The organism is Sulfurimonas sp. (assembly GCF_050296975.1).
GTDB lineage: Bacteria > Campylobacterota > Campylobacteria > Campylobacterales > Sulfurimonadaceae > Sulfurimonas.
The window spans coordinates 1-25,284 of the sequence record NZ_JBNKRX010000035.1 but is presented as its reverse complement, the minus strand read 5'-3'; the positions used below and the strand labels follow the sequence as shown (position 1 = coordinate 25,284).

Annotated in this window: 25 protein-coding genes; 23 read left to right on the top strand and 2 right to left on the bottom strand. The window is 34.5% G+C overall.

Annotation, left to right across the window (positions count from 1 at the left end; genetic code table 11):
* The first annotated feature begins 21 nt into the window (after nucleotides 1-21).
* The 4 genes from ACQY56_RS10420 (at nucleotide 22) to ACQY56_RS10405 (ending at nucleotide 4,805) form a co-directional block, all read left to right on the top strand.
* Nucleotides 22-1,665 (top strand): methyl-accepting chemotaxis protein, encoded by a 1,644-nt coding sequence (locus tag ACQY56_RS10420; RefSeq protein ID WP_428738269.1) that lies wholly within the window; start codon nucleotides 22-24, stop codon nucleotides 1,663-1,665.
* A gap of 160 nt (nucleotides 1,666-1,825) precedes the next feature.
* Nucleotides 1,826-3,364: a bifunctional phosphoribosylaminoimidazolecarboxamide formyltransferase/IMP cyclohydrolase gene (gene purH, locus ACQY56_RS10415; RefSeq protein WP_428738270.1), complete on the top strand. Its 1,539-nt coding sequence runs from the start codon at nucleotides 1,826-1,828 to the stop codon at nucleotides 3,362-3,364.
* A 154-nt stretch (nucleotides 3,365-3,518) separates the two neighbouring features.
* A complete protein-coding gene (locus ACQY56_RS10410) occupies nucleotides 3,519-4,415 on the top strand; it encodes a DnaJ C-terminal domain-containing protein (RefSeq protein WP_428738271.1) in 897 nt (298 codons plus the stop codon).
* A gap of 12 nt (nucleotides 4,416-4,427) precedes the next feature.
* A complete protein-coding gene (locus ACQY56_RS10405) occupies nucleotides 4,428-4,805 on the top strand; it encodes a heat shock protein transcriptional repressor HspR (protein ID WP_428738272.1) in 378 nt (125 codons plus the stop codon).
* A gap of 7 nt (nucleotides 4,806-4,812) precedes the next feature.
* Here the strand turns inward: ACQY56_RS10405 and murA are convergent, their stop codons facing one another.
* Nucleotides 4,813-6,075: a UDP-N-acetylglucosamine 1-carboxyvinyltransferase gene (gene murA / locus ACQY56_RS10400; protein WP_428738273.1), complete on the bottom strand. Its 1,263-nt coding sequence runs from the start codon at nucleotides 6,073-6,075 to the stop codon at nucleotides 4,813-4,815.
* Nucleotides 6,076-6,225: 150 nt separating this feature from the next.
* Between murA and ACQY56_RS10395 the strand changes: the two genes are divergently transcribed.
* The 13 genes from ACQY56_RS10395 to ACQY56_RS10335 all read left to right on the top strand — a co-directional run bounded on the left by ACQY56_RS10395 (nucleotide 6,226) and on the right by ACQY56_RS10335 (nucleotide 14,851).
* Nucleotides 6,226-6,438 carry a hypothetical protein gene (locus ACQY56_RS10395; protein WP_428738274.1) on the top strand — a complete coding sequence of 71 codons (213 nt, stop codon included), beginning with the start codon at nucleotides 6,226-6,228 and terminating at the stop codon, nucleotides 6,436-6,438.
* Nucleotides 6,439-6,459: 21 nt separating this feature from the next.
* Nucleotides 6,460-6,885: a hypothetical protein gene (locus ACQY56_RS10390; protein WP_428739939.1), complete on the top strand. Its 426-nt coding sequence runs from the start codon at nucleotides 6,460-6,462 to the stop codon at nucleotides 6,883-6,885.
* A 3-nt stretch (nucleotides 6,886-6,888) separates the two neighbouring features.
* Entirely contained in the window at nucleotides 6,889-7,401 is a 513-nt protein-coding gene (locus tag ACQY56_RS10385) for a hypothetical protein (RefSeq protein WP_428738276.1), read from the top strand.
* A complete protein-coding gene (locus ACQY56_RS10380) occupies nucleotides 7,395-8,057 on the top strand; it encodes a 3'-5' exonuclease (RefSeq protein WP_428738277.1) in 663 nt (220 codons plus the stop codon). The genes ACQY56_RS10385 and ACQY56_RS10380 overlap by 7 nt, the downstream gene beginning before the upstream one ends.
* Nucleotides 8,058-8,061: 4 nt before the next feature.
* Nucleotides 8,062-8,427: a hypothetical protein gene (locus ACQY56_RS10375; protein ID WP_428738278.1), complete on the top strand. Its 366-nt coding sequence runs from the start codon at nucleotides 8,062-8,064 to the stop codon at nucleotides 8,425-8,427.
* Nucleotides 8,417-9,016: a 16S rRNA (guanine(966)-N(2))-methyltransferase RsmD gene (gene rsmD, locus ACQY56_RS10370; RefSeq protein ID WP_428738279.1), complete on the top strand. Its 600-nt coding sequence runs from the start codon at nucleotides 8,417-8,419 to the stop codon at nucleotides 9,014-9,016. Before ACQY56_RS10375 ends, rsmD begins: the two co-directional genes overlap by 11 nt.
* 35 nt (nucleotides 9,017-9,051) lie before the next feature.
* A complete protein-coding gene (locus tag ACQY56_RS10365) occupies nucleotides 9,052-10,098 on the top strand; it encodes a flagellar basal body P-ring protein FlgI (RefSeq protein ID WP_428738280.1) in 1,047 nt (348 codons plus the stop codon).
* Entirely contained in the window at nucleotides 10,098-10,403 is a 306-nt protein-coding gene (locus ACQY56_RS10360; RefSeq protein WP_428738281.1) for a rod-binding protein, read from the top strand. The genes ACQY56_RS10365 and ACQY56_RS10360 overlap by 1 nt, the downstream gene beginning before the upstream one ends.
* A gap of 74 nt (nucleotides 10,404-10,477) precedes the next feature.
* Nucleotides 10,478-10,678 (top strand): flagellar biosynthesis anti-sigma factor FlgM, encoded by a 201-nt coding sequence (locus tag ACQY56_RS10355; protein WP_428738282.1) that lies wholly within the window; start codon nucleotides 10,478-10,480, stop codon nucleotides 10,676-10,678.
* A 26-nt stretch (nucleotides 10,679-10,704) separates the two neighbouring features.
* Nucleotides 10,705-11,133, top strand: a complete 429-nt coding sequence (locus tag ACQY56_RS10350; protein ID WP_428738283.1) for a hypothetical protein — start codon at nucleotides 10,705-10,707, stop codon at nucleotides 11,131-11,133.
* 1 nt (nucleotide 11,134) lies between these two features.
* Nucleotides 11,135-13,015, top strand: a complete 1,881-nt coding sequence (flgK, locus tag ACQY56_RS10345; RefSeq protein WP_428738284.1) for a flagellar hook-associated protein FlgK — start codon at nucleotides 11,135-11,137, stop codon at nucleotides 13,013-13,015.
* Between the two features lie 5 nt (nucleotides 13,016-13,020).
* Nucleotides 13,021-13,821 (top strand): ABC transporter permease, encoded by an 801-nt coding sequence (locus tag ACQY56_RS10340; protein ID WP_428738285.1) that lies wholly within the window; start codon nucleotides 13,021-13,023, stop codon nucleotides 13,819-13,821.
* Between the two features lie 10 nt (nucleotides 13,822-13,831).
* On the top strand, nucleotides 13,832-14,851 hold the full coding sequence (locus ACQY56_RS10335) for an AI-2E family transporter (RefSeq protein WP_428738286.1): 1,020 nt from the start codon (nucleotides 13,832-13,834) through the stop codon (nucleotides 14,849-14,851).
* On the opposite strand, the gene ACQY56_RS10330 is transcribed toward ACQY56_RS10335, so the two are convergent.
* Nucleotides 14,852-15,637, bottom strand: coding sequence for an alpha/beta hydrolase (locus ACQY56_RS10330; protein ID WP_428738287.1), 786 nt, complete (start codon nucleotides 15,635-15,637; stop codon nucleotides 14,852-14,854).
* Nucleotides 15,638-15,743: 106 nt separating this feature from the next.
* Between ACQY56_RS10330 and ACQY56_RS10325 the strand changes: the two genes are divergently transcribed.
* The 6 genes from ACQY56_RS10325 to ACQY56_RS10300 all read left to right on the top strand — a co-directional run bounded on the left by ACQY56_RS10325 (nucleotide 15,744) and on the right by ACQY56_RS10300 (nucleotide 25,149).
* Nucleotides 15,744-19,316 (top strand): proline dehydrogenase family protein, encoded by a 3,573-nt coding sequence (locus ACQY56_RS10325; protein ID WP_428738288.1) that lies wholly within the window; start codon nucleotides 15,744-15,746, stop codon nucleotides 19,314-19,316.
* Between the two features lie 39 nt (nucleotides 19,317-19,355).
* The gene (locus ACQY56_RS10320; RefSeq protein ID WP_428738289.1) at nucleotides 19,356-19,925 is read left to right on the top strand and encodes an anthranilate synthase component II; all 570 of its coding nucleotides are present in this window, start codon (nucleotides 19,356-19,358) and stop codon (nucleotides 19,923-19,925) included.
* Nucleotides 19,922-21,124 (top strand): hypothetical protein, encoded by a 1,203-nt coding sequence (locus tag ACQY56_RS10315; protein WP_428738290.1) that lies wholly within the window; start codon nucleotides 19,922-19,924, stop codon nucleotides 21,122-21,124. Before ACQY56_RS10320 ends, ACQY56_RS10315 begins: the two co-directional genes overlap by 4 nt.
* Nucleotides 21,125-21,205: 81 nt before the next feature.
* The gene (locus tag ACQY56_RS10310) at nucleotides 21,206-22,543 is read left to right on the top strand and encodes an ATP citrate lyase citrate-binding domain-containing protein (RefSeq protein ID WP_428738291.1); all 1,338 of its coding nucleotides are present in this window, start codon (nucleotides 21,206-21,208) and stop codon (nucleotides 22,541-22,543) included.
* Nucleotides 22,544-22,552: 9 nt separating this feature from the next.
* A complete protein-coding gene (locus ACQY56_RS10305; RefSeq protein WP_428738292.1) occupies nucleotides 22,553-24,355 on the top strand; it encodes a citrate/2-methylcitrate synthase in 1,803 nt (600 codons plus the stop codon).
* 77 nt (nucleotides 24,356-24,432) lie between these two features.
* Nucleotides 24,433-25,149: a pilus assembly FimT family protein gene (locus tag ACQY56_RS10300; RefSeq protein ID WP_428738293.1), complete on the top strand. Its 717-nt coding sequence runs from the start codon at nucleotides 24,433-24,435 to the stop codon at nucleotides 25,147-25,149.
* Nucleotides 25,150-25,284 lie beyond the last annotated feature (135 nt).

The window sequence follows — 25,284 nt, the reverse complement described above, 5'->3', positions numbered from 1 at the left end:
AACTAAATAAGGAGAGGGAGGATGATGAAGTTTTTTAGTGATTTAACGATCAAGGTGAAAATCCAAAACATAGTTTTTTGGGGACTCTTTTATTTAGCTGTCATTACTTTTATAAGCTTTCAAGCATTTAGTGCATCAAAAGGACAATTTGAGCAACTAAAGTCAAAGCAGATTCATCTAATCTCTCTTTCTAATCAAATTAGTGAAAATATTGCTTCATTGCAAAATACTTTTTTAACAGCTGCCTCTTCACAATTAAAACTTCAAAGTGACTATAAAGAGAAAAATACAAAAATCCAGCAGGAGATTCAAAAAGCTATTGAAGATTTGGAAAAACTTTCTTTAGAGCCAGAGTTTGAAGAGCTTAAAGAGGTTGTGAAAAATATTGAGCTTAGAACAAAAGCTTTGGGAACTATAGGTGTTGGAATGGTTGGAGATTTTACGGATCAAGATGCTGATATAGATGATAAAGTAGATGCAATTAGTTCTTATAACTCTGTTGCAATGAAAGCAAGAGATGAACTACAACAACTCGTTGACATTTCTAAAAAATCATTAAACGAACACATGTTACGTTTTGCAGATGATTTGAGTGGATATCAAATACAAGTTCTTTTAATTGCACTTATTGCGTTTGTTTTACAAGTACTTTTTGGATTAACTTTAGGTACATCAATTCAAAAAGCAATAAATAAACTTCAATCAAGTGTAGAACAGATTGATGAAAATAAAGATTTTACATTTCAGTGTACAAAACTTGGTAAAGATGAAGTGTCACAAGTTTATACATGCTTGAATAATCTTATTGCTTCTACATCAGAAGTTATAATCGAATCTAAAAATAGTGCAAATAACAATCAAGCTATTGTAGATAAAGTAAAACTACAATTTTCAGAAATATCAAAAGCAGTAGATAAAACATCTGAGATTATCAGTTCTACAACAGAGTATGGTGAAAAAACAGTACTTTTAGTACAAGATGCAACACATGATGCAGATGTTGTAAGAGCTGATATCCAAAAAATGGCAGATATACTTGATACAGCTACGAGAAATATTGTAGAGATGATTGAAGAGGTAAACAATAATGCAGAAGTTGAGATGGAACTTGTTGGAGATTTATCACGTTTAAGTAGTGATGCACAACAAATTACTGATGTTTTAACAGTTATTGGTGATATTGCAGACCAAACAAATTTACTTGCACTTAATGCCGCTATTGAAGCTGCACGTGCAGGTGAACATGGACGTGGTTTTGCTGTTGTTGCTGATGAAGTAAGAAAACTAGCTGAGCGTACACAAAAAAGTCTTAGTGAGATAAACGCTACAGTAAGTGTAATTGTGCAATCGATCAATGATGTAAGTAGTAAAATGGATGACAATGCTGCAAATATTCAAAAACTTACAGATATTTCATCAAATGCAAAAGAACAGATAGAACTTACTGTTGAAACTATGAATACAACTTCACAAGCGATGAATGTATCTTTAGATGCACTCTTTAAAACTGGAGATAGTACAAACTATATTATCTCTCAAATTGGAGAGATTAGTAAAGAAGTAGATAAAAATGCTACTCATACAGAGAGTATCTCAAATGAGATTCAATCCCTTTCACAAAATGCTCTCGTTTTAAGTGAAAAACTATCTCAATTTAGAACATAGTAATTTTTCTATGTTCTAAACCCTTTCATCTAATCATAATATAAGTTTTAGTACAATTCCAAAAAATTAAATTCTCTTACATCATCAATTTCTTGCCGAAAGGCAAAGCACAAGTAGAGAGGAATTTTATGAAGCTTTGCTTCAGAAAAAGGAGACAAGTATGCAAAAAAGAGCGTTAGTAAGTGTAAGCGATAAAACTGGTATAGTTGACTTTTGTCAATCATTAGTAAAAAATGGTTATGAGATTATCTCAACAGGTGGTACTTTTAAACTATTACAAGAGAGTGGTGTTGCTGCTATCGAGATCGATGAAATCACAAAATTTCCTGAGTGTTTTGAAGGGCGTGTTAAAACCCTTAACCCTTATGTTCACGGTGGTATTTTACATAGACGTGATAAACAGTCTCACTTAGATCAAGCAAAAGAGTTAGGCGTTGAACCAATTGATCTAGTGTGTGTAAATCTTTATCCATTTAAAGCGACTATTGAGCGCACAGATGATTTTGATGATATCATTGAAAACATAGACATTGGTGGACCTGCAATGGTGCGTTCAGCTGCTAAGAACTTTGACTCTGTTTTAATTGTTACAAATGTTGAAGATTATACTGTCGTAATTGATGCAATCGAAAATGAAAAAAATACAAAAGATTTCCGTCGTGGTTTCATGATTAAAGCATATGAGCATACTGCTGCGTATGATTCAATGATTGCAAATTATATGAATGAGCGTTTCAACGAAGGTTTCGGTGAGAAACAATTTATCGTTGGAGAGAAAGTTATGGATACACGTTACGGTGAAAATCCACATCAAAATGGTGCGCTTTACGAGTTTGATAAACACTTTTCAAACAACTTCAAAACGCTAAAAGGTGAAGCAAGTTTCAACAACTTAAATGACTTAAGCGGTGCAGTTAAAATTGCTTCTGCTTTTGGGGAAGATAACGCTGTTTGTATCACTAAGCATGGTAATCCATGTGGTTTTGCTATCCGTGACAATCTAGTTGACGCTTATGTTGAAGCGCTTAAATGTGATCCAGTTTCAGCATTTGGTGGTGTTGTAGCGGTAAATGGTGTTGTAACTAAAGAACTTGCAGAAAAAATGAATGAGATATTCTTAGAAGTTATTATCGCTGGTCGAATAACTCCTGAAGCTCAAGAAGTATTTGCTAGTAAAAAACGTATCAAACTTTTTGAAATGGGTTCAGATAAACTTGTTCTTAGCCATGACAAAAAAGACTTCAAACATGTTGATGGCGGTTTTGTGTACCAAGATGCTGACAAAGTAAATGACGATGAAGTTAAAAATGCAAAACTTATGTCTACAAATGCTGCAACATTAGAAGAGATGAAAGACCTTGAAATCGCTTACAAAGTGGCAAGTCTTACAAAATCTAATTGTGTAGTATATGTTAAAGATGCTGCAATGGTTGCTGTTGGTATGGGTATGACAAGCCGTGTAGATGCCGCTCAATGTGCGCTTAAAAAAGCTAAAGAGATGGGGCTTGATGTGAGTGGATGTGCGTTAGCATCTGAAGCGTTCTTCCCATTTCGCGACTCAATTGACGCTGCTGCTTCTGCTGGTGTTAAAAATGTGATCGAACCGGGTGGTTCTATACGTGATGATGAGGTTATTGCAGCTGCGAATGAGCATGGTATGAGTCTATACTTCTCAGAGATTCGCCACTTTTTACACTAACACTTCAATGATAGTTTTATCATCATAATTTCTTATGGTTGATAAACTATCAATCTTTTCTTTACTTTTTAACCTTGATTGACTTCCACTCAACTATTGTGATATAATCCTCCTAAGATAAACAAACATATTTTATAAAATAGGATAAATACAGATGAGTAAATCATTATATGATACATTAGAAATTACACAAGGTGCAAGTGAAGCAGAGATTAAAAAAGCATATAGAAAACTTGCACGTCAATACCATCCAGATGTTAACAAAGCTCCAGAAGCAGAAGAGAAATTTAAAGAGATAAATGCCGCGTATGAGATACTAAGTGATAAAGAGAAAAAAGCACAATACGATCAGTTTGGTGATAGTATGTTTGGTGGACAAAATTTCCACGATTTTTCTCGCTCTCAAGGTACAAATGTTGATCTTGATGAGATTTTACGTCAAATGTTCTCTGGTGGCGGAGGCTTTGGAGGTTTTGGCGGAAGCAGCAGCTTTGGTGGTGGCAATCCGTTTGGTGGGGGCTTCGGCGGTGGAGGTTTTCACCAAGAGCCAAATCTTGACCTTGAAACAAGTGTCACTATCCCTTTTAACGTCTCTATACTTGGAGGTAGTCATTCTGTTAGTGTACAAGGAGATCGTTTTGATATTAAAATCCCAGCTGGTGTAAAAACTGGTGAGAAGATGCGTGTACGTGGTAAAGGACATGCACAGGGTGGACGTCAAGGAGACTTGTTTTTAAAAATTACAGTAGCTCCATCGCCTGAGTATACACGTGAAGGGGACGATCTTACAAAAATGTTTGATGTACCACTCCATGCAGCACTCTTTGGGGATAAAGTAAGTATCCAAACTTTAGAAAAAGAGATTAAACTTAAAGTACCACAAAATACAAAAAACAATCAAAGTTTCCGTGTTAAAGAGATGGGAGCGATGAACAGAAAAACAAAAACTAGAGGGGATTTGTATCTTAAAGCAAACATCGTACTTCCAAAAGTTGAAGAGCTTGATAAAGAGCTTGTTAAAGCGATGCAAGAGAAACTGCCAAAACAATAGTAAGGAGAGAAGATGCACCATTATGATGAACCCGTATATCTAATAAGTATCGTGTCAAAAATGTTGGATATTCATCCACAAACTTTACGACAGTATGAGCGTGAAAACCTTATATGCCCATCACGATCAGATGGTCGTATAAGGCTTTACTCTCAACGTGATGTAGATAAAATTAAGTTAATTCTTCGACTAACTCGAGAACTCGGTGTAAATATCGCTGGAGTTGACATTATTTTACGTTTACGTGAGAGTGTTGATGGGATGGAAAAAGAGATAGCAGAATTACGCCATGAAGTACAACGTGCACAAAATGCACGCTCAGTTTCGCCAGATAAGGCACTTGTTACAAAAAGAAGTACTTACGAGATGATAATATTTGAAGAGAAGTAATATACTTCTACTCCTTTAACCTTTGAACTTTAGCTCCAGCATTTTGGAGTTTTTTCTCTAGTGAATCATACCCACGATCAAGATGATAGATACGGTGAATATCTGTCTCACCTTTTGCAATAAGTCCAGCTAAAACTAGTGCAGATGAAGCTCGTAAATCTGTTGCCATCACATCAGTACCACTAAGTTCAGTTTTGCCTTTTACAGTTGCTATATGACCATTTAAAGAGATATCTGCACCCATACGCTGTAATTCACTTACGTGCATAAAACGGTTTTCAAAAAGTCTCTCTTCAATGATGGAAGTTCCATTTGCTTGAGTCGCCAGAGCCATAAACTGTGCTTGCATATCTGTTGGAAAAGCTGGGTATTCTTGAGTGATTATTTTTACAGGTTTGATCTCATTTGCTGGATAGATAGTGATAGTATCTTTGGTAAGTGTAAAACTAAATCCCATCTCTTCAAATTTTCTAATAACTGCATCAAGATGTTTTGGTTCAACATCTGTAATAGTAAGTTCAGAGTTTGTAATCGCTGCTGCACAAAGATATGTTCCAGCTTCAATTCTATCAGGGATAATTGCAAAATCTTTTATATCTACAAGTTTTCCATTTGTACCCTTGATTTTTAAAACAGAAGTTCCAATCCCTTTGATTTTAACACCACTATTGTTTAAAATTTCACACAGTTGGACAACTTCTGGTTCACGTGCAGCATTTACTATAGTAGTAGTTCCTTTTGCTAATGCTGCTGCCATAACAATGTTTGCAGTTCCAGTTACTGTGATCTTATCGAAGATAATCTCACACCCTTTTAAACCATTTGGTGCTTTTGTTTCTACATAACCAGCTTTTATATCTATCTCTGCACCCATTTGCTCTAAAGCTTTTAGATGAAGATCGATCGGGCGCTGACCAATGGCACAACCACCAGGCAATGAAACTTCACAATGCCCAAAACGAGCTAAAATTGGGCCTAGAACTAAGATGGATGCACGCATAGTTTTGACTATATCGTATGTGGCTCTTGTTTCGTGAATATTTTTAGTATCTACAGATACGTGATGCTCTTCAAATGAACACTGTGCACCAAGATTGGTTAAGAGTTTTAAAAGAGTTTTTATATCTACAACATCTGGGAGATTTTCTATGTTTAACTTGTTCTTAGCGAGGATTGTCATCGCTATAAGAGGAAGCGAAGCGTTTTTCGCACCAGCTATTTTTATACTGCCTTGAAGGGAATCAATCCCTTTTATTTTTAAATAATCCATCTTGCTCTTTATATCTTTGGGGGAGGCCCTTTATTTAATAAAGTAATTATAGCTGAAATTAGATTAACATTAGTGAGTAATAAGTGAGTGGACATAGTTGCTAAGGAATAGATAGTGTAAGAGAGTTTTTTTTAAATACGAGGAGATATAATGGGTTTTAATCCTGATGATTTTTTTACTATCACAACTGTTGAAGATATAGTGCCTAAGTTTCCTCATTTAAGTGCGCTTGATTATTCAAAAATTAGTTTGAATGAGGAACTGATAAAAGTAAATTATGAAGTGACATCACCTGAATATAAAGATTTTATGGCGAGTGATATAAAAGAGTATTGTCATTTTGAGGTAGATACTATAGTATAATTCTACAAGAAGGAATTATACATGAGCTCAGCACTAGACAGATTAAAAGATTTATCAAATAAAATTTCTATCTCAAACTATGAGTTAGCAAGAAAAGAAAACCTCTCAAAACTCAAAGCACTTTATAAAGAGATAGGTGTAGATGCAAAAGTTGATGTGTTTGAAGAACTTTTTGAATTTAAAGCTATTAATCTTTCTGGTGCATCCCTGCAAAGTGAAAATTTAGGTGAGATTAAAGAGGGGCGTTACTTACAGATTTTAGCTATTGCTTATGATAAAGAAGCGGCTATAAAGAGTAAAAATATTTCACTAGGATATTTTGGTAGAGCCGAAAATGTAGATGTTGAGTTCAAAAACAAAGTTGTTGAGTTTATCATCCGTTACAGATTTGAGAAAAGTTTTATGACACTCGAGCATTACTATGAGATGTTAGGACAATTTTCGTAAGGGATGAAAAAGTTTTACTTACAACTTTGGTTTTTCTGGGCTTTAAGAGTTGTTCTTTGTAGTGTAATTTCAGCTGCCATTCTCTCAATTCTCATCACTGTAGTACTTTATATAAAACAGGGCTTTGTTTCATTAGACCAAGAAGTTTTTCAAGCTCTTTACTCAATCTTTAGTTTTTGGTTTATGATAACACTCAATATCACTGTTCTTTTTGCACTTTTTCGTAGTGTAAAGTACATCTTTAACAGATGCCACAATGGTTATAGTTTCAAACTGCTTACTTGCCCCAAAGAAAAAACTTATATAGAAGTGATTGGGTATGGTGATCTTGTAAAGTTCTGGCGTAAATGGTTTATGCTTTTAATTTGGCTAAGCGCTGTATTTATGATTATCGATTTTGTGTTTTTTGCTTACTACAACATCTATCTTTTATATGGAGTTATATTGGTATCTGGGTATTTTTCATTTATCTTTATAGGGGCTCGATGTAAACAAGTAAGGATTGTAAAATGTTAGTGTTTTTAGATATAAAAACAACTGGAAGTGAAATAGATGACAAAATTTGTGCACTCTCAACATTGCATGATGACACACTAAGCAGTGAACTTATAAACGATGGGAAAAAGATAGCTTCAGAAGCTTCGGCATCACACCATATAAGCAATGCAGATATTAAAGAGAAAAATAGTTTTACACAATCAAAAGGGTACAAATTTCTACAAGAGTTAAGTGTTGATGATATACTCGTCGTACATGATTACGATTTTGTTTATAAAATTTTACAAAGTTATGGTGTTACAGTTTATGCAAAAATTGTAGATACAAAAAGGGTCGTAAAGCATATAGTAGAAGATATTGAGCGGTTTGATTTGCAGTATTTACGCTATGAATTACAACTTTTAGATACAAATGATATAGTGTATAAGCCATTAGAAGATGTAGTTGTGATAAAATCCCTTTTTGAATATCTACTCCACAGTGTAAGCGAAGAGGAGATGTTTGAGCTGAGTTTTACAAATGTCTTACTTCAAAAGTTTAACTTTGGCAAGTATAATGGGCGTTATATTGAAGAGATAGTAAATATTGATCCCCAATATTTGCACTGGATGCTTTCACTAGATAATTTGGATGCAGATTTACAATATACAATACAGTACTATTTACAAGGATGACTTTATGAGAGTTGCAGTTGAGTGTTCATCACCATTATTACAAAAATCTTTAGAACTATTTTTAGGCACATATCTTGATTCAAGTAAAAAAAGCGATATTGTAATCCGCGATACTAAATGTCTTAACGATCCAAAATGTTTTTATATCTCAAATAGTGCAGAGGCTGATTTGATGAAACCCTTTTCAAAATCGCAGCTTATTTTGGCACTGGAGAAAAGATACGATTCTATAAAGCCGAAACAAGAAAAAGTAGATGAGTTTGAAGAGGGTGGACTGGACTTTTCAATCTTAGAAAAAAGAATAGAATTTTTAACAAATGAGTACAAAGAAAACGTTTTAAGAGCAGTAAAAGCATTTTATGAAAAATAATAAACTTACAAAAAAAATAATAGCTGGAAAATATAAAGGCAAAATTTTAGAACTCCCATCAAAAACTACTACAAGAAGCTCTAAAGCGATCGTACTGGAGTCGTTTTTTAATACTTTGCAGTTTGATGTAATTGATAGCAATTTCGTTGAGGTATTTAGTGGAAGCGGTTCGATCGGACTTGAAGCACTCAGCCGTGGAGCGAAAAAAATCTACTTTATGGAAAAAGATAGAGACGCTCTAAAAGTACTCAAAAAAAACATAGCCCAAACCGATCCAAGCAAGTGTGAAGTGTTTGGCGGAAACAGTTTTGAAAACATCAATGCAGTTGTAGCGTCACTTAAACGATCAAATGAAGATGCGTACATCTATATCGATCCTCCATTTAGCTACCGCGAGGGAATGGAAGATATTTATGACAATACCATGCAACTTATAGAAAACCTCCCACAAGAAGTTGTTAAGATGATTATAATAGAGCACATGAGCACTCTAAAAATCCCAGAACAAATTGGAATCTACACAACTAAAAAAACTAAAAAGTTTGGAAAAACGAGTCTGACCTATTTAATATCCCCAGATATGGAATAATCTTTGCTTTACTCCCCTTACAACTAGGGGAATAAATGAGAATATTTTTATTTTTTGTACTTTTTTTATCATCACTTTATGCTACTAAAGTAACGGAAGTCTCCAATATTGTGGGCGTTCGTGAGAATCAGCTTATCGGTTATTCTCTTGTAGTTGGTTTGAAAAAAACAGGTGATGGTACTACTTCAAAATTTACACTCCAATCAATTGCCAACATGTTAAAAGCGATGAATATTGACATGAATGCAGTAGATATCAAATCTAAAAACGTTGCAGCTGTTGTTATTACGGCAAAACTTAAACCTTTTGCACGTCAAGGGGATAAGTTTGATGTTACTGTCTCATCGATCGGGGATGCAAAAAGTTTAGAGGGTGGAACTTTACTTATGACTCCGCTTAAAGGGGTAGATGGAAAAATATACGCTTTAGCACAAGGACCATTGAGTATTGGTGGTATGAACTCAAAAGGTGCAGGTTCTGAGTCGCATCCAACTACTGGTATAGTTTTTAATGGTGGGCTTGTTGAACGTGAGATAAATATTGATCTTTTTCATCAAGAGTATGCAACACTTTCACTCAAAGAAGCAGGTTTTTCAAATGCTGTAGGTGTGCAAAATGCAATCAACCAACATTTTAATACTCAAGTTGCAGTCGCAGTTGATTCAAGAAGTGTAAAACTAAAACGACCACAAAATCGCTCTATGATTGAGTTCTTAGCGGAAGTACAAAATGTAGATATGGAGTATAAACCAAAAGATAAGATTGTTATAAATGAGCGAACAGGCACCATAGTCGCAGGTGTCGATATAGAGCTAAAACCTGTAATGCTTACTCATGGAGATATTACAGTTAAGATTGTTGAAGCAAGTGAGATAACTGCACCTGAAGGTTCTATGGCAGTTGATAAAAATATGGTGATTGGGATAAACGATAACCAACTTTACACAAAAGAGGGGACTACTACAGTAGCTAACTTAGTACGCTCTTTACAAAAACTTGGTGCGACTCCAAAAGATATCATCGCAATTTTAGAAGCGATGAAAAGTGTTGGAAGTATCTCAGCTGAGTTGGAGGTGATCTAATGAGTTATGGATTAAATACTTTACAAGCACAGTCACAACTTATCACTGACAATAAAGCTGTACCTACAATCAATACAAATGTAGAAAATGAAGCTTTAAAAAAACAAACAGATGCTTTTGAAGCTATCATTGTAAAAATGTTAATGGATAATGCAATGAAAGATGAAAAAAATCTTTTCTCATCTCAAAATGATCCAGGAGATAAGATATATAAATCTATGTACAGAGAGGAACTTTCAAAGGCAAGTGCTGGTAGTTTTGGATTTTCTCAGATGTTATACGATTATTTGTCACAAAAAAAGTAAAACTAGTGTTTAGAAAATCATAATTTTGTCGATTTGGTAGTTATGAAAATGTTTTTTAATACAAAGGAAAAGTTATGATTTCTCAAGTGAATAGTTCTGTTGCGCAAAATGTTTACGCAAATAGTGCATCAGAAAGTAAATCAAATAAAAATGTTGGTACTCAAAATGCTAAAGATACTGACAAAGTTGAACAACTCAAAGAGGCTATAAACTCTGGTGAGTATAAAGTGGATTTATCTGCATTATCTGAAAAAATGGCAGATGAACTACTTTAAAATCTAATTTTATGTAGGGGCAAGTTATGTTGACGCATCATTTACAAAGTGCTTTAGAAGATTTAAGAGATTTAATAAAAATTACAAAATCAGATATAGAAGATATCAAACAAGCGCAACATAATCCTCAGTTTGAGCGACTATCTATCAAAGATGAAAAGTTAAAAAACTTCGAGTCAAAAAAAGCAATGATCGATCATGAAATCTCTTTACTTATGACACAAAATCCAAATGCAGAGCTACCTAAATTATTAAATGATGAGCAACATCAACTTTTAGATGAGTTAAAAATTCAACTATCAGAGCTAAGAGAAGTAAACAAAGAGTACGCAAAATTAGTTGTTATAGTTAGTAATTTATATAATAATTTTTTAGAACAGATCGTTCCTGTAGAGATGCAAGGGTACAATAAAGTTGCCTCTAAAGACCCTTCAGTTTTGGAAGTGAGAGTGTAAGATGGCTAACCTTTTTAACACATTAGGTATTGGTTACTCTGGACTCTCAGCTGCACAAGTAGGGATCAATACAACAGGGCAAAATATTTCTAATGCTGAAGTAGAGGGGTATTCTCGTCAAAGGGTTATCACTTCTGCAGCAACACCATTAAGTACAAGTGTAGGTAATGTGGGCAATGGTGTACAAGTTCAAGATATAAAAAGAGTTTTTGATAATTATGTATTTAGTAGATATACAAGTGTGTCTGCGCAAAAAGAGTATAGTGATTTTGAACTTCAAACACTTGAAGAGCTTTCTAGCTACTTTCCTGAGATAGATGGGGTAGGGATTAAAGCAGATTTGGCGGAATACTATGATATGTGGCAAACTTTTGCTGATAATCCAGATAATGATGCAATTAAAATTGCTTTAGCAAATCAAACGCAAACATTAACTGCGCATATTCAAGATACACAAAATCAGATTTTAACACTACAACAAGAGGTAAACGATCAACTCTCTGTAAATATAGACCAGGTAAATGAGATAGCACAGCAAATTGCTGACTTAAATAGGAGTATAGATACTGCTGAGACTGCTGGTATGTATGAAGCAAGTGATCTAAGAGATAAAAGAAATGTGTTAGAGAAAAATTTAGCACAACTTATTGGTGCTGATGTAAATCAAGGGCAAATACAGTCAAATATTCAAATCGATAGCAATTCAAATACAAGAACAGGGAGTTATTCAATCTCTGTCAATGGTTTTAATATTGTTGATGGAACTTCATATCATCCACTTCGTATAGACAATTCTAGTAACGAATATGGTTTTTATGAAGTTTCTTATGAAAGACAAGATGGGACATTGATTCCACTGGAAGAAAAGATAACTAGTGGTAAAATAGGTGCTATACTTGATCTTCGTGGTCATGCTATAGATGAAACAACAGGGATGCCAACAGATGGTATTTTACAAACGACTGTTGCCGATCTTGATGCTTTTGCAAAAGGTTTGATTGAAACTACAAATAATTTATACGCACAAAGCAGTACTACATCTATGCAGTCAAATAGTATGACATTAAGTGCTACTGACCCAATTTTAAGTTCAAACCTCAATGTTAACGATGGTTCATTTGATATCATCATTTATGATATTGATGGAAATGAAGTTGCTCGTAGAACAATTGATGTAAATGTACAAACTACAATGTCTGGTTCAGCTGGAACAAACTCTATAGAAGGGCAAATCACACAAAATCAAGATGACAATGATGACTTAAATGCTAACAATGATATTGATGATTATTTACAATTTAACTACCAAGCATCTGCAACAGGTGATTTGCGTTTAGAGTTAAGTATGGAAGCATCAGCTAAATCACAAGGGTATACCTTTGCAATAGCAGATAATTTGACAAGTGATGATTTTGCATCAGGTACAAACTTTGCAGGTGCTCTAGGTTTACATAGATTTTTAGATGGAGAGAATGCAAGAGATATTCAACTAAATTCTGATCTAGAAAATAATCCGACAACCATAAAAGCAGGTTATTCAACTGCAAGTGGAGATAATGGAGTAGCACTTGATATGGTGCAACAACAGTTTGAAAATTATGATTTTTATGTTGGGCAAGATACGTATAATACAACTGTTTATGGGATGTTTGATATTACAGCAACATATGTTGGGATAAGTACAAACTCAGCTACATCGTATAATGAAACAGTCACTACGCAATATAATTCTACAGAATTAGAATATAACTCTATTAGTAAAGTAAGTATAGATGAAGAGTTGACAAACCTTATCAAATATCAAACATCATATGGAGCAGCTGCAAAATTGATAACGACAGTTGATCAGATGATGCAAACATTACTTGGAATAAAACAGTAGTATATATGCCAATTTTTAGTATATTGGTATTACTCTTTTTATTTCTTTTTTCTTTTTTTGGTTCATATATTTATGGTGTAGACCCTTATGAACTTGACTCTCAAGCTATTTTACTCTCTCCTTCTTTTGAGCATTTACTTGGTACAGATAGACTTGGTCGTGATCTTTTAGCACGATTGATTGAAGGTGGACAAGTCTCTTTAACTATCGGTGTTGGAAGTGCTTTAATTGCTTCATTTATTGGACTTATTTTAGGTTCAATTGCGGGATATTTTCGTGGCAGTGTAGATAAAGCTTTTGTGATAATGGTTGACTTGTTTTTAACATTTCCAACATTCTTTTTATTACTAGCTATGGTGAGTTATATGAATGCTTCTATTTTAGTTTTAATCATAATTATTTCTATAACTGGCTGGATGACAACTGCAAGACTTATCCGTGCTGAGAGTTTTAAGATAGGCTTTCAAGGATATATAAAAATCCTCAACATTGCTAAAGTATCTAAAGTAAAAATACTTTTAAAATATTATGCTCCTATTTTAGCACCAATCTATTTTGTAAGTTTTACATTTGGGGTTGGTGGTGCTATTCTTTCAGAATCAGGACTTAGCTTTTTAGGTCTAGGGATAGTTGCACCTCAAATGAGCTGGGGGACAATTCTTAGTGGTGGTAGAGATGTAGTTGAGATTGCATGGTGGGTAAGTTTTTTCCCAGGACTTATGATATTTTTAGTAACATTCTCACTTATAAATATTTCAAACTATTTGCAACAAAAAACAAATCAAAAAGATATACAGACAAATTAAAGGAAAGAAGATGAAAGAAAAACAGATAGGGTACTATTTTATTGTCCTAGCTAGTGTTGTAGTGGTTTTAGCAGGGATAAAAAGTGCATCTTCTATTGTAGTTCCTTTTTTACTCTCTATATTTATAGCTATTATTTTAGCACCTACATTTGCTTATTTAAAATCAAAAAAAATCCCTGATGCACTCTCTTTAGTTATTGTACTTGGAGTGTTTTTACTGATTGTAGTGCTTGTTGTAAAACTTATCTCAACATCAGCGTATCAATTTAGTAATAACATAGATGATTATGCAGTAAAACTTAATGTGTATTATCAAGATATAGTTGATATTGCTAATAAAGTTGGTTATACCATTACAACTCAGTCACTTTCAGATATGATGAATGCAAAACAAATCATGAAGTTTATCTCATCAATGGTACAAGGGGTAGGTGCACTCTTTACAAATGGGTTCGTTGTGATTTTAACTGTTGCATTTATGTTGCTTGAAGCGGATGTTTTTGTAAAAAAAGTTCAAATTGGATTTGCAGATTCATTAGAACATATGGATGAGATATTTGAAAAAATAAAACACTATATGGTTATAAAATCAGGTATGTCATTTGCAACTGCATTTGTAATCTATATAGCACTTGAAATTATAGGAACTGATTACGCTTTTCTTTGGGCAGTTATCGCATTTTTACTCAACTTCATCCCAAATATAGGTTCGATCCTCGCAGCAGTTCCAGCAGTGCTCATAACACTAGTTCAACTGGGTTTTGTAAGTGCAGCTTTAGTTGCTGGAGTTTATGTTATAGTAAATGTTGTAATAGGCTCAATTATAGAGCCAAAAGTGATGGGAAAAGGTTTAGGTGTTTCAACACTTATCGTCTTTTTATCATTAATTTTCTGGGGTTGGTTACTTGGCATAGTAGGGATGTTTCTCTCAATTCCACTTACGATAATGGCAAAAATCATTTTCAATGCAAATGAGAAAACAAAATGGATCGCACTTATGCTTGGGGATGGGGAGAGTTTAAAAAAGTAATTATTTTTTTAAAAACTCTTGTATATATGTATAGTATTTTGGTGCTAATTGTATATCGTTGTGTCCGTAACCCTTTAAAATTTTTTTATCGACTTTTGTTGCTTCAAAAGTATTATTAAGATTTAAACTATTTTGTTGTGGAATAATTTTGTCTTCTCTTGCTATCAATATAAGTGTTTTTGCATTTATATCTTTTACTCTTGCTATTGAATTATAAGTATCAAAGAGCATTAATTCTACAGGATAAAAAGGAAAATGTATTTTAGCAACTGCTTTTAGACTATCAAAAGGAGTAATTAATATTAGTTTATTTACTCTACGCTTAGAAGCCAAATAAGTAGCAACACCACTACCCAAACTTCTTCCAATAACAGTGATATTTTTATGTTTTGTTTTTAATGTATCATAGATAAGTAAAGCATCTTCATAAAGTGCTTTTTCAGTTGGAATTCCACTACTCCCACCATAACCGCGATAGTTGACAAGATAAAAAGTTTCATTTTTAAAATAATGAGAGAAATCATTATAATTAGCATATACAGCTTCAGCATTTCCTCCAAAGTATAAAATTGCATTTTCGAATTGTTGTTTTGATGAAATAATGTCTAAATGTTCTCCATGGTTTTGTAAAACTATTTCTTTCAAACCATGTTTTACAGCTTTTGAAGGGAAATATATAAAAGAACGTTGAAAATATGTTAAGAGCACAGCAGTTGATATGTAAACACCAATAGTTATCAAAATACTATATTTTAAAATTTTGAAAAGAGTTTGTTTATATCTCATTATTTAAATCTCCTATGTGACAATGATACCATGAAATATAAAATTAAAACTTTGATTTGGCTCGTATAACTTTATATGTTACAATGAAAAGCAAAAGGAGTTTGATATGGAGATTTCTCAAACGACGTTTGATGAAGTAAAAAATATAGCCAGAAAATGGCAAGAGAAAATAGAAACTTCCCGCGAAGCTAAAGAGCAAGAGTTTCACGATATGATGCTCAAAATGCTCAAAAATCCAATAAATAAAGTTTTTCTAATCGAACTGCTCGATCAAAGTTTTCGCTCAAATGATCCTAAGCGTGTAGCTGATCAATTAGAGTACATTTTTGAGAAATATGGTACTACCGATTTTTTCTCAGAGTTTGAACAGGTGTTAATCTGGTTATTTCGTGATGTAGGGATTTATATAAGCTCCATCTCCATCCCTTTATTTGTCAAATACTTACGTAACGATATTAGTTCGATTGTCATTCAAGGGGAAGATGAAGTTTTAGCAAAACATCTACAACGTCGTAAAAAAGAGGGTACACGTGTAAATGTAAACGTGATTGGCGAGATAGTGCTTAGTGAAGCAGAAGCACAAAAGCGTGAAGAGAAATATATAAAAATACTACAAAATCCCGACATTGACTACCTCTCCATAAAAATTTCCAATCTTTTTTCTCAATTTATTCCACATGCTCACGAGTACAATGTTGAAAAACTTTCAGCAAGACTAGAAAAAATTTACCAAACTGCTGTAGATAACGGCAACAAATTTGTTAATTTAGATATGGAGGAGTATAAAGATATTGAGACTACAATCGATCTTTTTAAAAAGCTTTTATCAACTGAAAAGTTTCATAATTTATACGCAGGGATCGTAATACAAAATTACCTTCCTGAATCGTTAGAGTACATAAAAGATTTAGCAGCTTTTGCAAAACTAAGAGTAGACAACAGTGGAGCACCGATCAAGATACGAATAGTAAAAGGTGCAAACCAAGAGATGGAAATGACTGAGGCGAGTTTAAGAGGGTGGGCAAATGTAACACTCAATACAAAAGCGCAAAGTGATGCAAACTTTAAGGTGGCTATGAATTATCTGCTTGATCCAGATGTTGCACCGTATGTACACACAGGTGTTGCTTCACATAATCTTTTTGATCAAGCACTTGCACTGATTTTAGCACGAGAGCGTGGAGTAGAGGAGTATTTAACTGCTGAGATGTTAGAGGGTATGAGTGAAGCAGCCTACCACATCTTAAAAGATGAGGGTATAAATGTTGTACTTTACGCTCCAACCGCTACGAAAGAGACATTTACAAATGCCATAGCTTATTTGGTACGCCGTTTCGATGAAAATACGGCTGATCATAACTTTTTACGCCATAGTTTTGGACTTACGGTAGACTCTCCGAAATGGGAAACACTTTTGCAAAGCTATGATGATTCGATTGCACTTTTTGGAAAACTTGATCAAAAGCCTACACGCATACAAGATAGAAATAAAGAGATCGAAAAACAAGAGATCGATCTAAATAGTTATCATTTTGAAAATGAACCAGATACTGACTTTGTTCTACCGCAAAACAGAAGATGGGCTGAAGCTATTCGCGATAAATGGATGAATATTGGTGAAAACAGAGGTGTTCATGCGTATCCTGTAGTAGCAGGTATAGAGAAAAAACATAAACTTGAACAAGTAGAAGTGATCGACAAGTCACAATACCACGAGGGTAAAAAAGTGGGTTCATTTATACGAGCTACTGAAGATGATATGAAATTAGCGATTAAAACTGCTGTAGCTGATCCTGATGGTTGGAGAAAACTTTCACATCAAGAGCGACAGAAAATTTTAATGAATGTTGCCGATGAGTTTAGAAAAGCTCGTGCAGATTTGATCGGAATTGCAGCAGCGGAAGTTGGAAAAGTGTTTACAGAAACTGACGTAGAGGTGAGTGAAGCGATCGACTTTTTAAACTTTTACCCGTATAGTGTGACAAAACTTGCAGGTTTAACAGGAGTACAAGCTACACCAAAAGGTGTAGGACTCGTTGTAAGCCCTTGGAACTTTCCAATTGCGATTCCAACAGGTAGAGTTGCCGCTTCACTTGCAGCTGGAAATACCGTCATCTTAAAACCTGCAGACGATGCAATGCTTTGTGCATATATGTTGTGTGAATGTTTCTGGAAAGCCGGAGTGAGTAAAAATACTCTGCAGCTTATAACTGCAAGTGGTAGTGAAGTTGGAAAGCACATCGTACCAAGCTCAGATATAGACTTTGCGATCTTTACAGGTGGGGAAGAAACAGCATACCGCATTATAAAATCGCGTCCGGATATAGCGCTGAGTGCTGAGACCGGAGGAAAAGATGCAACGATAGTTACAGCGATGTCCGATCGGGAACAAGCTTTAAAAAACGTAGTGATTTCAGCATTTCATAATTCAGGTCAGAAGTGTTCAGCAACTTCACTTATGGTACTAGAAAAAGAGCTGTATGACGATCCAAAATACAAACAAGCAATAAAAGAAGCAGTAGAGTCACTCGAAACCGGTTCAGTATGGGATTTTAAAAACCGAGTAGGAACACTTAGTAATCTTCCTCAGGGTAATTTGAAAAAATCACTCTCATATCTTGATGACGGCGAGGAATGGTTGGTAAAACCGACATATGCCAATCAAGGTAACCCGTATATGTTAAAACCATCTGTACGATGGGGAACAAAAGCGGGAGATTTTTGTCATATGCATGAGCTTTTTGGACCAGTACTTAGTGTTATAAGAGCTGAAAATCTTGAAGATGCCGTAAATATTGTAAATGAAACGGGATATGGACTCACATCGGGAATAGAGAGCTTGGATGATAGGGAAGTGGAGTATTGGAGGGAAAATATTATTGCAGGAAACCTTTACATTAATCGCGGAACTACAGGTGCGATTGTCATACGTCAGCCTTTTGGAGGGATGAGAAAATCGGCAATCGGAAGCGGTAAAAAAGCGGGTGGATTTAACTATGTAAGTCAGTTTATGAACCTAGAATACCACGATACAAACTTATATGAGAGTTGTTCAACCGACTTTATCGATCACATGCGTGTATTTTTCAGTAGAGATACTCTGTTTAATGAAGAGTGTGAAACAGCACTGCGTTACGGATGTCATTTTGCACACTGGTACGAAGCGGAATTTTTAAAAGATCATGATTATGCACATATTCGCGGAGAAAGCAATGTAATCAGATACCGACCTGTTAAAAGTGTATTGCTTCGTTTAGAGGATAACGATAAATTTGAAGAGGTTCTAGCGAGTATACTTGCTATTAAAATGGTTGGAGCAAAACTCCATATTTCATTACCGAAACGTTCACGAAAAGCAGAGTATATATGGCTTGAAGCAAAGAAAAGTGCTATTTTAGAAAATACTGATCTTATAGTTCGAGAAGATGAGGATGAACTAGTAGAATCAATGGCAAAATATGAACGTATACGTTTCTTGGCAAAAAAGAATGTAAGTCAAAATATTTATGAAAAAGTAGCTCCAAAAGCAATCTACATAGCGATTACACCTTTTGTAGCTCACGGTAGAGTTGAGATGATGCACTATTTTGTAGAACAAAGTGTGACAAACTCTTATCACCGTTATGGAAATTTAGGTATTCGAGGTTTAAACTTTTATACTAAACAAATTCAAGAGTAGGTATAATGTCATTATTGAACAATTATACGGGATAAATAGATGATTTTAATGATAGATAATTATGACAGCTTTACGTACAATATTGTGCAGTATTGTCGTGAACTTGGAGCTGATTTAAAAATTATTCGTAATGATGAGATGAGTGTTGCAGAGATCGAAGCATTGCATCCTGAAAAGATCATTATTTCCCCTGGTCCAGCATCACCAGATGAGGCAGGGGTGACACTAGAAGTGATCGATTATTTTAAAGATAAACTTCCAATTTTAGGGATTTGCTTAGGGCATCAAAGTATTGCGCAAGTTTTTGGCGGCGATGTAGTTCGCGCAAAAAATATGATGCATGGAAAAACTTCAACAATGAAACAACATATCTCTTGTGAGATTTTTAAAGATTTGCCAGAGGAGTTTATAGCTACACGTTATCACTCTTTGATAGTAGATAAAAACACTTTACCAGATGTAATTGAACCAACTGCTTATTCAACAGATGATAACGAGATTATGGCACTTAAAATTAAAGATAAAGATATATACGGTGTTCAGTTTCATCCAGAATCTATAATGAGTCAGTACGGACATGAGATTATAGGAAATTTCTTAAAGATATGATGCAACATCTCATCTTTTTCTTTATATTAGGGATAGATGTAATTGTACTTTTTTTTCAGATAGACAACTTGTCTATCTCCTCCTCAGAAACTCATATACTTTATGAAGAAAATTCTTTTTTGAGTTATGTTTTTAATTTTATTCTTTCAATTTTTGGCAACAATGACTACGCACTAAGAATACCTATAATAATTATTCACTTAATGAGTGCAGTACTTTTTTATTCGATTTCAAAACATTATTTAAAAACAACAAGAGATCAGCTTTGGTTATTACTTTTATTTGTAATGTTGCCAGGAACTTTAAGTGCTGCAATTGTATTTAGCCATGCTTTTTTAGTTTTATTGGGACTTTTACTTTATATTTATCTAGATCAAAAATATCCAGCCAAATATACAAATATTTTACTTCTCTTTTATACATTTATAGATGGAGGTTTTGCATATCTTTTACTAGGGATTTTAGTCTATAACATTTTTGTAAAAGATTATAGAAATATAGCGTTTAACTTTGTATTATTACTCATATCAGCTTATCTCTATAGATTACAGATTTATGGCATTCCTAGCGGACACTTTTTGGATACAATAGGTGTATATAGCGCTATTTTTACACCGATTATTTTTGTATACGTTGTTTATTCACTTTATAGAAAATATTTAGCAGATAAGATAGATAAAGTGTGGTACATCGCAACAACTACACTCATTTTCTCTCTTTTACTTTCTTTTAGACAAAGATTAGATATAGAGTATTTTGCACCGTACCTGATAATAGCTTTACCATTAGCTGCACAAACTTTTGTTCACTCTTATAGGGTTAGACTCAAAATGTTTAGAAAAAGGTATAAAACTATTTTTGTACTCTCTTTTATCTTTCTAATCTTAAATACTTTAGTAGTCCTATTCAATAAAACAATTTATGCTTATTTAGAAGATCCAAAAAAACATTTTGCGTATAATATGTATGTTGCTAAAGAGTTAGCACAGAACTTAAAAGAGATGAATATTGAGTGTGTAGATACAGATTTAAAAATGCAGCAAAGGTTACAATTTTATAATATTTCAAAGTGTGCCACTAATTTTCTAGAAGAGGTCTCATTATCACATGAAAATCACTCAGATGTAACTATAAGTTACAAGAGCCAACCAGTTTATAGAGCAAATGTTACAAAAATAAACATAAAAGACCCTAATTAAAGATTTGAACCCTTTTTGAAATAGAATTGTTAGCAACTTTATGCTACAATCACACCCAAATATCAAACATAGGGAGTTTCTATGGCTCAAAAAGCGATACGAGAATATGACGCGAAGTCGATTTTAGCGAAACATTGGAATAAGTACTTTCCAGACTTTACTTATGCATATGAAACAGTTATGGTTCAAAATGGGGCTGAACTTAATGCTGCTGCAAAAGAGAAAGCTTGGTTAAATGAAAAACCATTAGTTGCAAAACCAGATATGTTATTTGGTAAACGTGGTAAAAATGGTTTAGTTTTATTTAGAGACCAAAAACCAGGTGATGTATCTTTAGCAAAAGCTGCATCTTGGATTGATGAAAAATCAAGTGAGAAACAAGGTGTTTACTTTTCATTTGATGGTGATACTCCAACTGGTGAGCCAAAAGTTGATATGTTAACTCACTTTGTTGTTGAGCCTTTTACTCCACATGACCAATCTGAAGAGTACTATATTTCTGCTACGTGTGTTGGCGATAATGATGTTCTTTACATGTCTGCTGAAGGTGGTATGGAAGTTGAAGAAGGTTGGGATGAAAAAGTTACTGAAGTAGCATTCCCTATTACAGCTACTGAAGAAGAGATAGCTGAGAAGATTGCTGCAAATGTTCCAGCTGATGTAAAAACAGAAGATAAAGAAAACTTTGCAAAATTTGCAATTGGTTTTTTCAGAGCATACCGTGAATTAAATTTTGCTTACCTTGAAATCAACCCATTTGTTATGCAAGGGAACAAAATTGAGCTTTTAGATATGGTTGCAAAACTTGATGATACTGCAGGTTTCTTAATGGTTGAAGCTTGGGGTGATGTTGAATACCCAACTGCATTTGGTATGGAAGAAAAATCTCCAGAAGTATTAGCTATTGAAGAAGCTGACTCTAAAACTGGTGCGTCTTTAAAACTTACTCTACTTAAACCGGATGCTAGAATCTGGACTATGGTTGCTGGTGGTGGTGCTTCAGTTGTTTATGCTGATACTATTGCAGATATGGCAGGTATTGATGACCTCGCTAACTATGGTGAATACTCAGGTGGTCCAACTACTGGTGAGACTAAATTCTATGCTGAAACTCTTTTAGATTTAATGACTAGAGCTAAAGATGCTCAAGGTAGAGATAAAGTTCTTATCATTGGTGGTGCGATTGCAAACTTTACAGACGTTGCAAAAACATTTACAGGTATCATTCAAGCGTTTGAAAACTATGCAGACAAAATGAAAGAAGTTGGTGTTAAAATTTACGTTAGACGTGGTGGACCAAACTATGAAAAAGGTTTAAAAGACATCAAAGAAGCTGCTGATAGACTTGGTTTATGGATCGATGTTTACGGACCAGAAACTCACGTGACTGACATCGTAAGAATGGCTGTAGAGGCATAAGGAGAAGAAATGGCACAATTATTTACTAAAGATACACAAGCAATTTTTTGGAATAACAACTCAACTGCTATCCAAAGAATGTTAGACTATGATTACACAATCAAAAGAGAAAAACCATCAGTTGCTGCGATTGTTGCTCCAACTGCTTCTGGTAAATTTGAGAAGTTCTTCTGGGGTCCAGATGAAGTTATGATCCCAACTTACAAAAACACTACAGAAGCAAAAGCTGCTCAACCTCAAGCTGATGTACTTTTAAACTTTGCATCATTTAGAACTGCTTACGATGTAACTATGGAAGCTTTAGAGATTGGTGGATTTAAAACTATCATGATTACTGCTGAGGGTATCCCTGAAAGATTAGCACGTAAAATGAACCAAACTGCTCGTGATGCTGGTGTTGTTGTTATCGGACCTGCTACAGTTGGTGGTATCGCTCCGGGTGCATTCAAAATTGCTAACGTTGGTGGTACAATCGAGAACATCGTAAACTCTAAACTACACAGAACAGGTTCTTGTGGTTTAGTTACTCGTTCAGGTGGTTTATTCAACGAGCTTTCTAACATCATCGCTATCAACGCTGACGGTATTGCAGAGGGTGTTGCGATTGGAGGGGATCGTTTCGTAGGTTCTGTTTTCATCGATAACTTACTTCGTATGCAAGACAATCCAGATGTAAAATATATGATTCTTCTTGGTGAAGTTGGTGGTACTGAAGAGTACAAAGTGATCGAAGCAGTTAAATCTGGAAAAATCACTAAACCAATTATCGCATGGTGTATTGGTACTATCGCTAAGTACTACGATAGTGGTGTTCAATTTGGTCACGCTGGAGCTTCAGCTAATGGTGACATGGAAACTGCTGAAGCTAAAAACAAAGCTATGGCTGAAGCTGGTATTCACGTACCTGCAACTTTCAATGACTTACCAGCTAAGATCAAAGAAGTTTATGAGTCATTAAATATTGCTCCAATCCCAGAACCAGAAATGAACGTAGTACCAAAAGTTAGACGTTCTAAACAATTTATCTGTACTATCTCTGATGATAGGGGTGAAGAAGCTACTTATGCTGGTTTCCCAATTTCATCTGTTGCTTTACCAAGTACAGGTAAAGGTATCGGTGATGTTATTTCACTTCTTTGGTTCAAAAAACAATATCCAAAATGGGCTACAGACTTCATCGAGACTGTAATCAAAACTGTTGCTGATCATGGTCCAGCAGTTTCAGGGGCACATAATGCTAAAGTAACTGCTCGTGCTGGTAAATCAGTAGTTGAGTCTTTAGTAACTGGTCTTTTAACAATTGGACCAAGATTTGGTGGTGCTATTGATGGTGCTGCTGAGCATTTCAAATATGCAGATGACAATGGTTTAACTCCAGCTGAGTTTCTTAACCACATGAAAAAACAAGGTATTCCAATTCCAGGTATCGGTCACCGTATTAAATCTCTTAAAAACCCAGACCTTCGTGTTAAAGGTTTAATGGACTTTGCAGCGGAAAATTTCCCTAAAACTCCATTACTTGACTATGCTAGAACTGTTGAAGCGCTAACTACAAGTAAAAAAGAGAACTTAATTCTTAACGTTGATGGTACTATCGGTATCTTAATGGTAGATATGTGGAGAGCACTAGGTTATCCTGAAGAAGAGATCAATGAATTTATCGCTTCTGGTACACTTAACGCATTCTTCATCGCTGGGCGTACGATCGGTTTCATCGGTCACGTACTTGATGAAAAACGTCTTGCAATGCCAATGTATCGCCATCCAATGGACGATATCCTTTACGATGTACAAAAAGCAGAAGAGATTTAATCTCTTCGCTTGAACTTTCTTTAAACCCTTTTACTTTTTTTCTTCCAAATTCCAAAAATTTACGATATACTAAAGCTATGAAAAAAGCTTTTACTATGTTGGAACTCATCTTTGTACTTATTGTTGCTGGCATTTTAGCTGCCCTTATTATGCCGAGGATGGAGCGTAATCCAACTTACGAAGCAGGAGTTCAACTACTTTCTCATATACGATATGCTCAACATTTAGCAATGATAAATGACCAATATGATACTGGAGATAATCAATGGTATCTAGAAAGATGGCAAGTTTATTTTCCAGTAGGTGGACAGACTTATACTGTGTATAGTGATACAGATCATAATGGTCAAGTTGATCAAGTTGGTACTTATACTAGTGTGGAAGCAGCTATCAATCCTACAACAAAAAATACATATTTAATTGGAAGTGCAAATGGTACTTTTACAGATACAAACAGACTATCTAAAGAACTGAATTTAAATACAAAATATGGAATTACTACAATACATGTAAATGGTGGTGCAGTTGGAACAAACGCAAGAAGAATTATATTTGATAATCTAGGTAGGTTGTATCAAGGGACAACAAATGCAGGTGACCCAGGTGTAATAGTTTCACCGACTGATAGTGTAGCAACAGGAGCAATGTTTGTGAAACTATGTTCTGAAGATGCAGTATGTAACAATAATGATACACCAGCTAATAGTGATAATGAAGTTGTTATTCGGATAGATAATGAAACAGGATATGCATGTTTATTACAGCAAGGGAGCAATGTAAATTGTCTTGATTAAACGCATTTTAAGTTTAATTTCTCTATAATTCCCGTCCACAAACGAAGAGAGACTTCGAGTTGAAGTCAGAGAAGACGTTTGAGATCATTGAAAACTAAGCAAGCGGAAGCTTGAATAATACAAAAAACAACAACC

Coding starts and splice junctions, on each gene's coding strand:
- ACQY56_RS10420 (WP_428738269.1), top strand. CDS start 22: ATGATGAAGTTTTTTAGTGATTTAACGATCAAGGTGAAAATCCAAAAC.
- purH (WP_428738270.1), top strand. CDS start 1,826: ATGCAAAAAAGAGCGTTAGTAAGTGTAAGCGATAAAACTGGTATAGTT.
- ACQY56_RS10410 (WP_428738271.1), top strand. CDS start 3,519: ATGAGTAAATCATTATATGATACATTAGAAATTACACAAGGTGCAAGT.
- ACQY56_RS10405 (WP_428738272.1), top strand. CDS start 4,428: ATGCACCATTATGATGAACCCGTATATCTAATAAGTATCGTGTCAAAA.
- murA (WP_428738273.1), bottom strand. CDS start 6,075: ATGGATTATTTAAAAATAAAAGGGATTGATTCCCTTCAAGGCAGTATA.
- ACQY56_RS10395 (WP_428738274.1), top strand. CDS start 6,226: ATGGGTTTTAATCCTGATGATTTTTTTACTATCACAACTGTTGAAGAT.
- ACQY56_RS10390 (WP_428739939.1), top strand. CDS start 6,460: ATGAGCTCAGCACTAGACAGATTAAAAGATTTATCAAATAAAATTTCT.
- ACQY56_RS10385 (WP_428738276.1), top strand. CDS start 6,889: ATGAAAAAGTTTTACTTACAACTTTGGTTTTTCTGGGCTTTAAGAGTT.
- ACQY56_RS10380 (WP_428738277.1), top strand. CDS start 7,395: ATGTTAGTGTTTTTAGATATAAAAACAACTGGAAGTGAAATAGATGAC.
- ACQY56_RS10375 (WP_428738278.1), top strand. CDS start 8,062: ATGAGAGTTGCAGTTGAGTGTTCATCACCATTATTACAAAAATCTTTA.
- rsmD (WP_428738279.1), top strand. CDS start 8,417: ATGAAAAATAATAAACTTACAAAAAAAATAATAGCTGGAAAATATAAA.
- ACQY56_RS10365 (WP_428738280.1), top strand. CDS start 9,052: ATGAGAATATTTTTATTTTTTGTACTTTTTTTATCATCACTTTATGCT.
- ACQY56_RS10360 (WP_428738281.1), top strand. CDS start 10,098: ATGAGTTATGGATTAAATACTTTACAAGCACAGTCACAACTTATCACT.
- ACQY56_RS10355 (WP_428738282.1), top strand. CDS start 10,478: ATGATTTCTCAAGTGAATAGTTCTGTTGCGCAAAATGTTTACGCAAAT.
- ACQY56_RS10350 (WP_428738283.1), top strand. CDS start 10,705: ATGTTGACGCATCATTTACAAAGTGCTTTAGAAGATTTAAGAGATTTA.
- flgK (WP_428738284.1), top strand. CDS start 11,135: ATGGCTAACCTTTTTAACACATTAGGTATTGGTTACTCTGGACTCTCA.
- ACQY56_RS10340 (WP_428738285.1), top strand. CDS start 13,021: ATGCCAATTTTTAGTATATTGGTATTACTCTTTTTATTTCTTTTTTCT.
- ACQY56_RS10335 (WP_428738286.1), top strand. CDS start 13,832: ATGAAAGAAAAACAGATAGGGTACTATTTTATTGTCCTAGCTAGTGTT.
- ACQY56_RS10330 (WP_428738287.1), bottom strand. CDS start 15,637: ATGAGATATAAACAAACTCTTTTCAAAATTTTAAAATATAGTATTTTG.
- ACQY56_RS10325 (WP_428738288.1), top strand. CDS start 15,744: ATGGAGATTTCTCAAACGACGTTTGATGAAGTAAAAAATATAGCCAGA.
- ACQY56_RS10320 (WP_428738289.1), top strand. CDS start 19,356: ATGATTTTAATGATAGATAATTATGACAGCTTTACGTACAATATTGTG.
- ACQY56_RS10315 (WP_428738290.1), top strand. CDS start 19,922: ATGATGCAACATCTCATCTTTTTCTTTATATTAGGGATAGATGTAATT.
- ACQY56_RS10310 (WP_428738291.1), top strand. CDS start 21,206: ATGGCTCAAAAAGCGATACGAGAATATGACGCGAAGTCGATTTTAGCG.
- ACQY56_RS10305 (WP_428738292.1), top strand. CDS start 22,553: ATGGCACAATTATTTACTAAAGATACACAAGCAATTTTTTGGAATAAC.
- ACQY56_RS10300 (WP_428738293.1), top strand. CDS start 24,433: ATGAAAAAAGCTTTTACTATGTTGGAACTCATCTTTGTACTTATTGTT.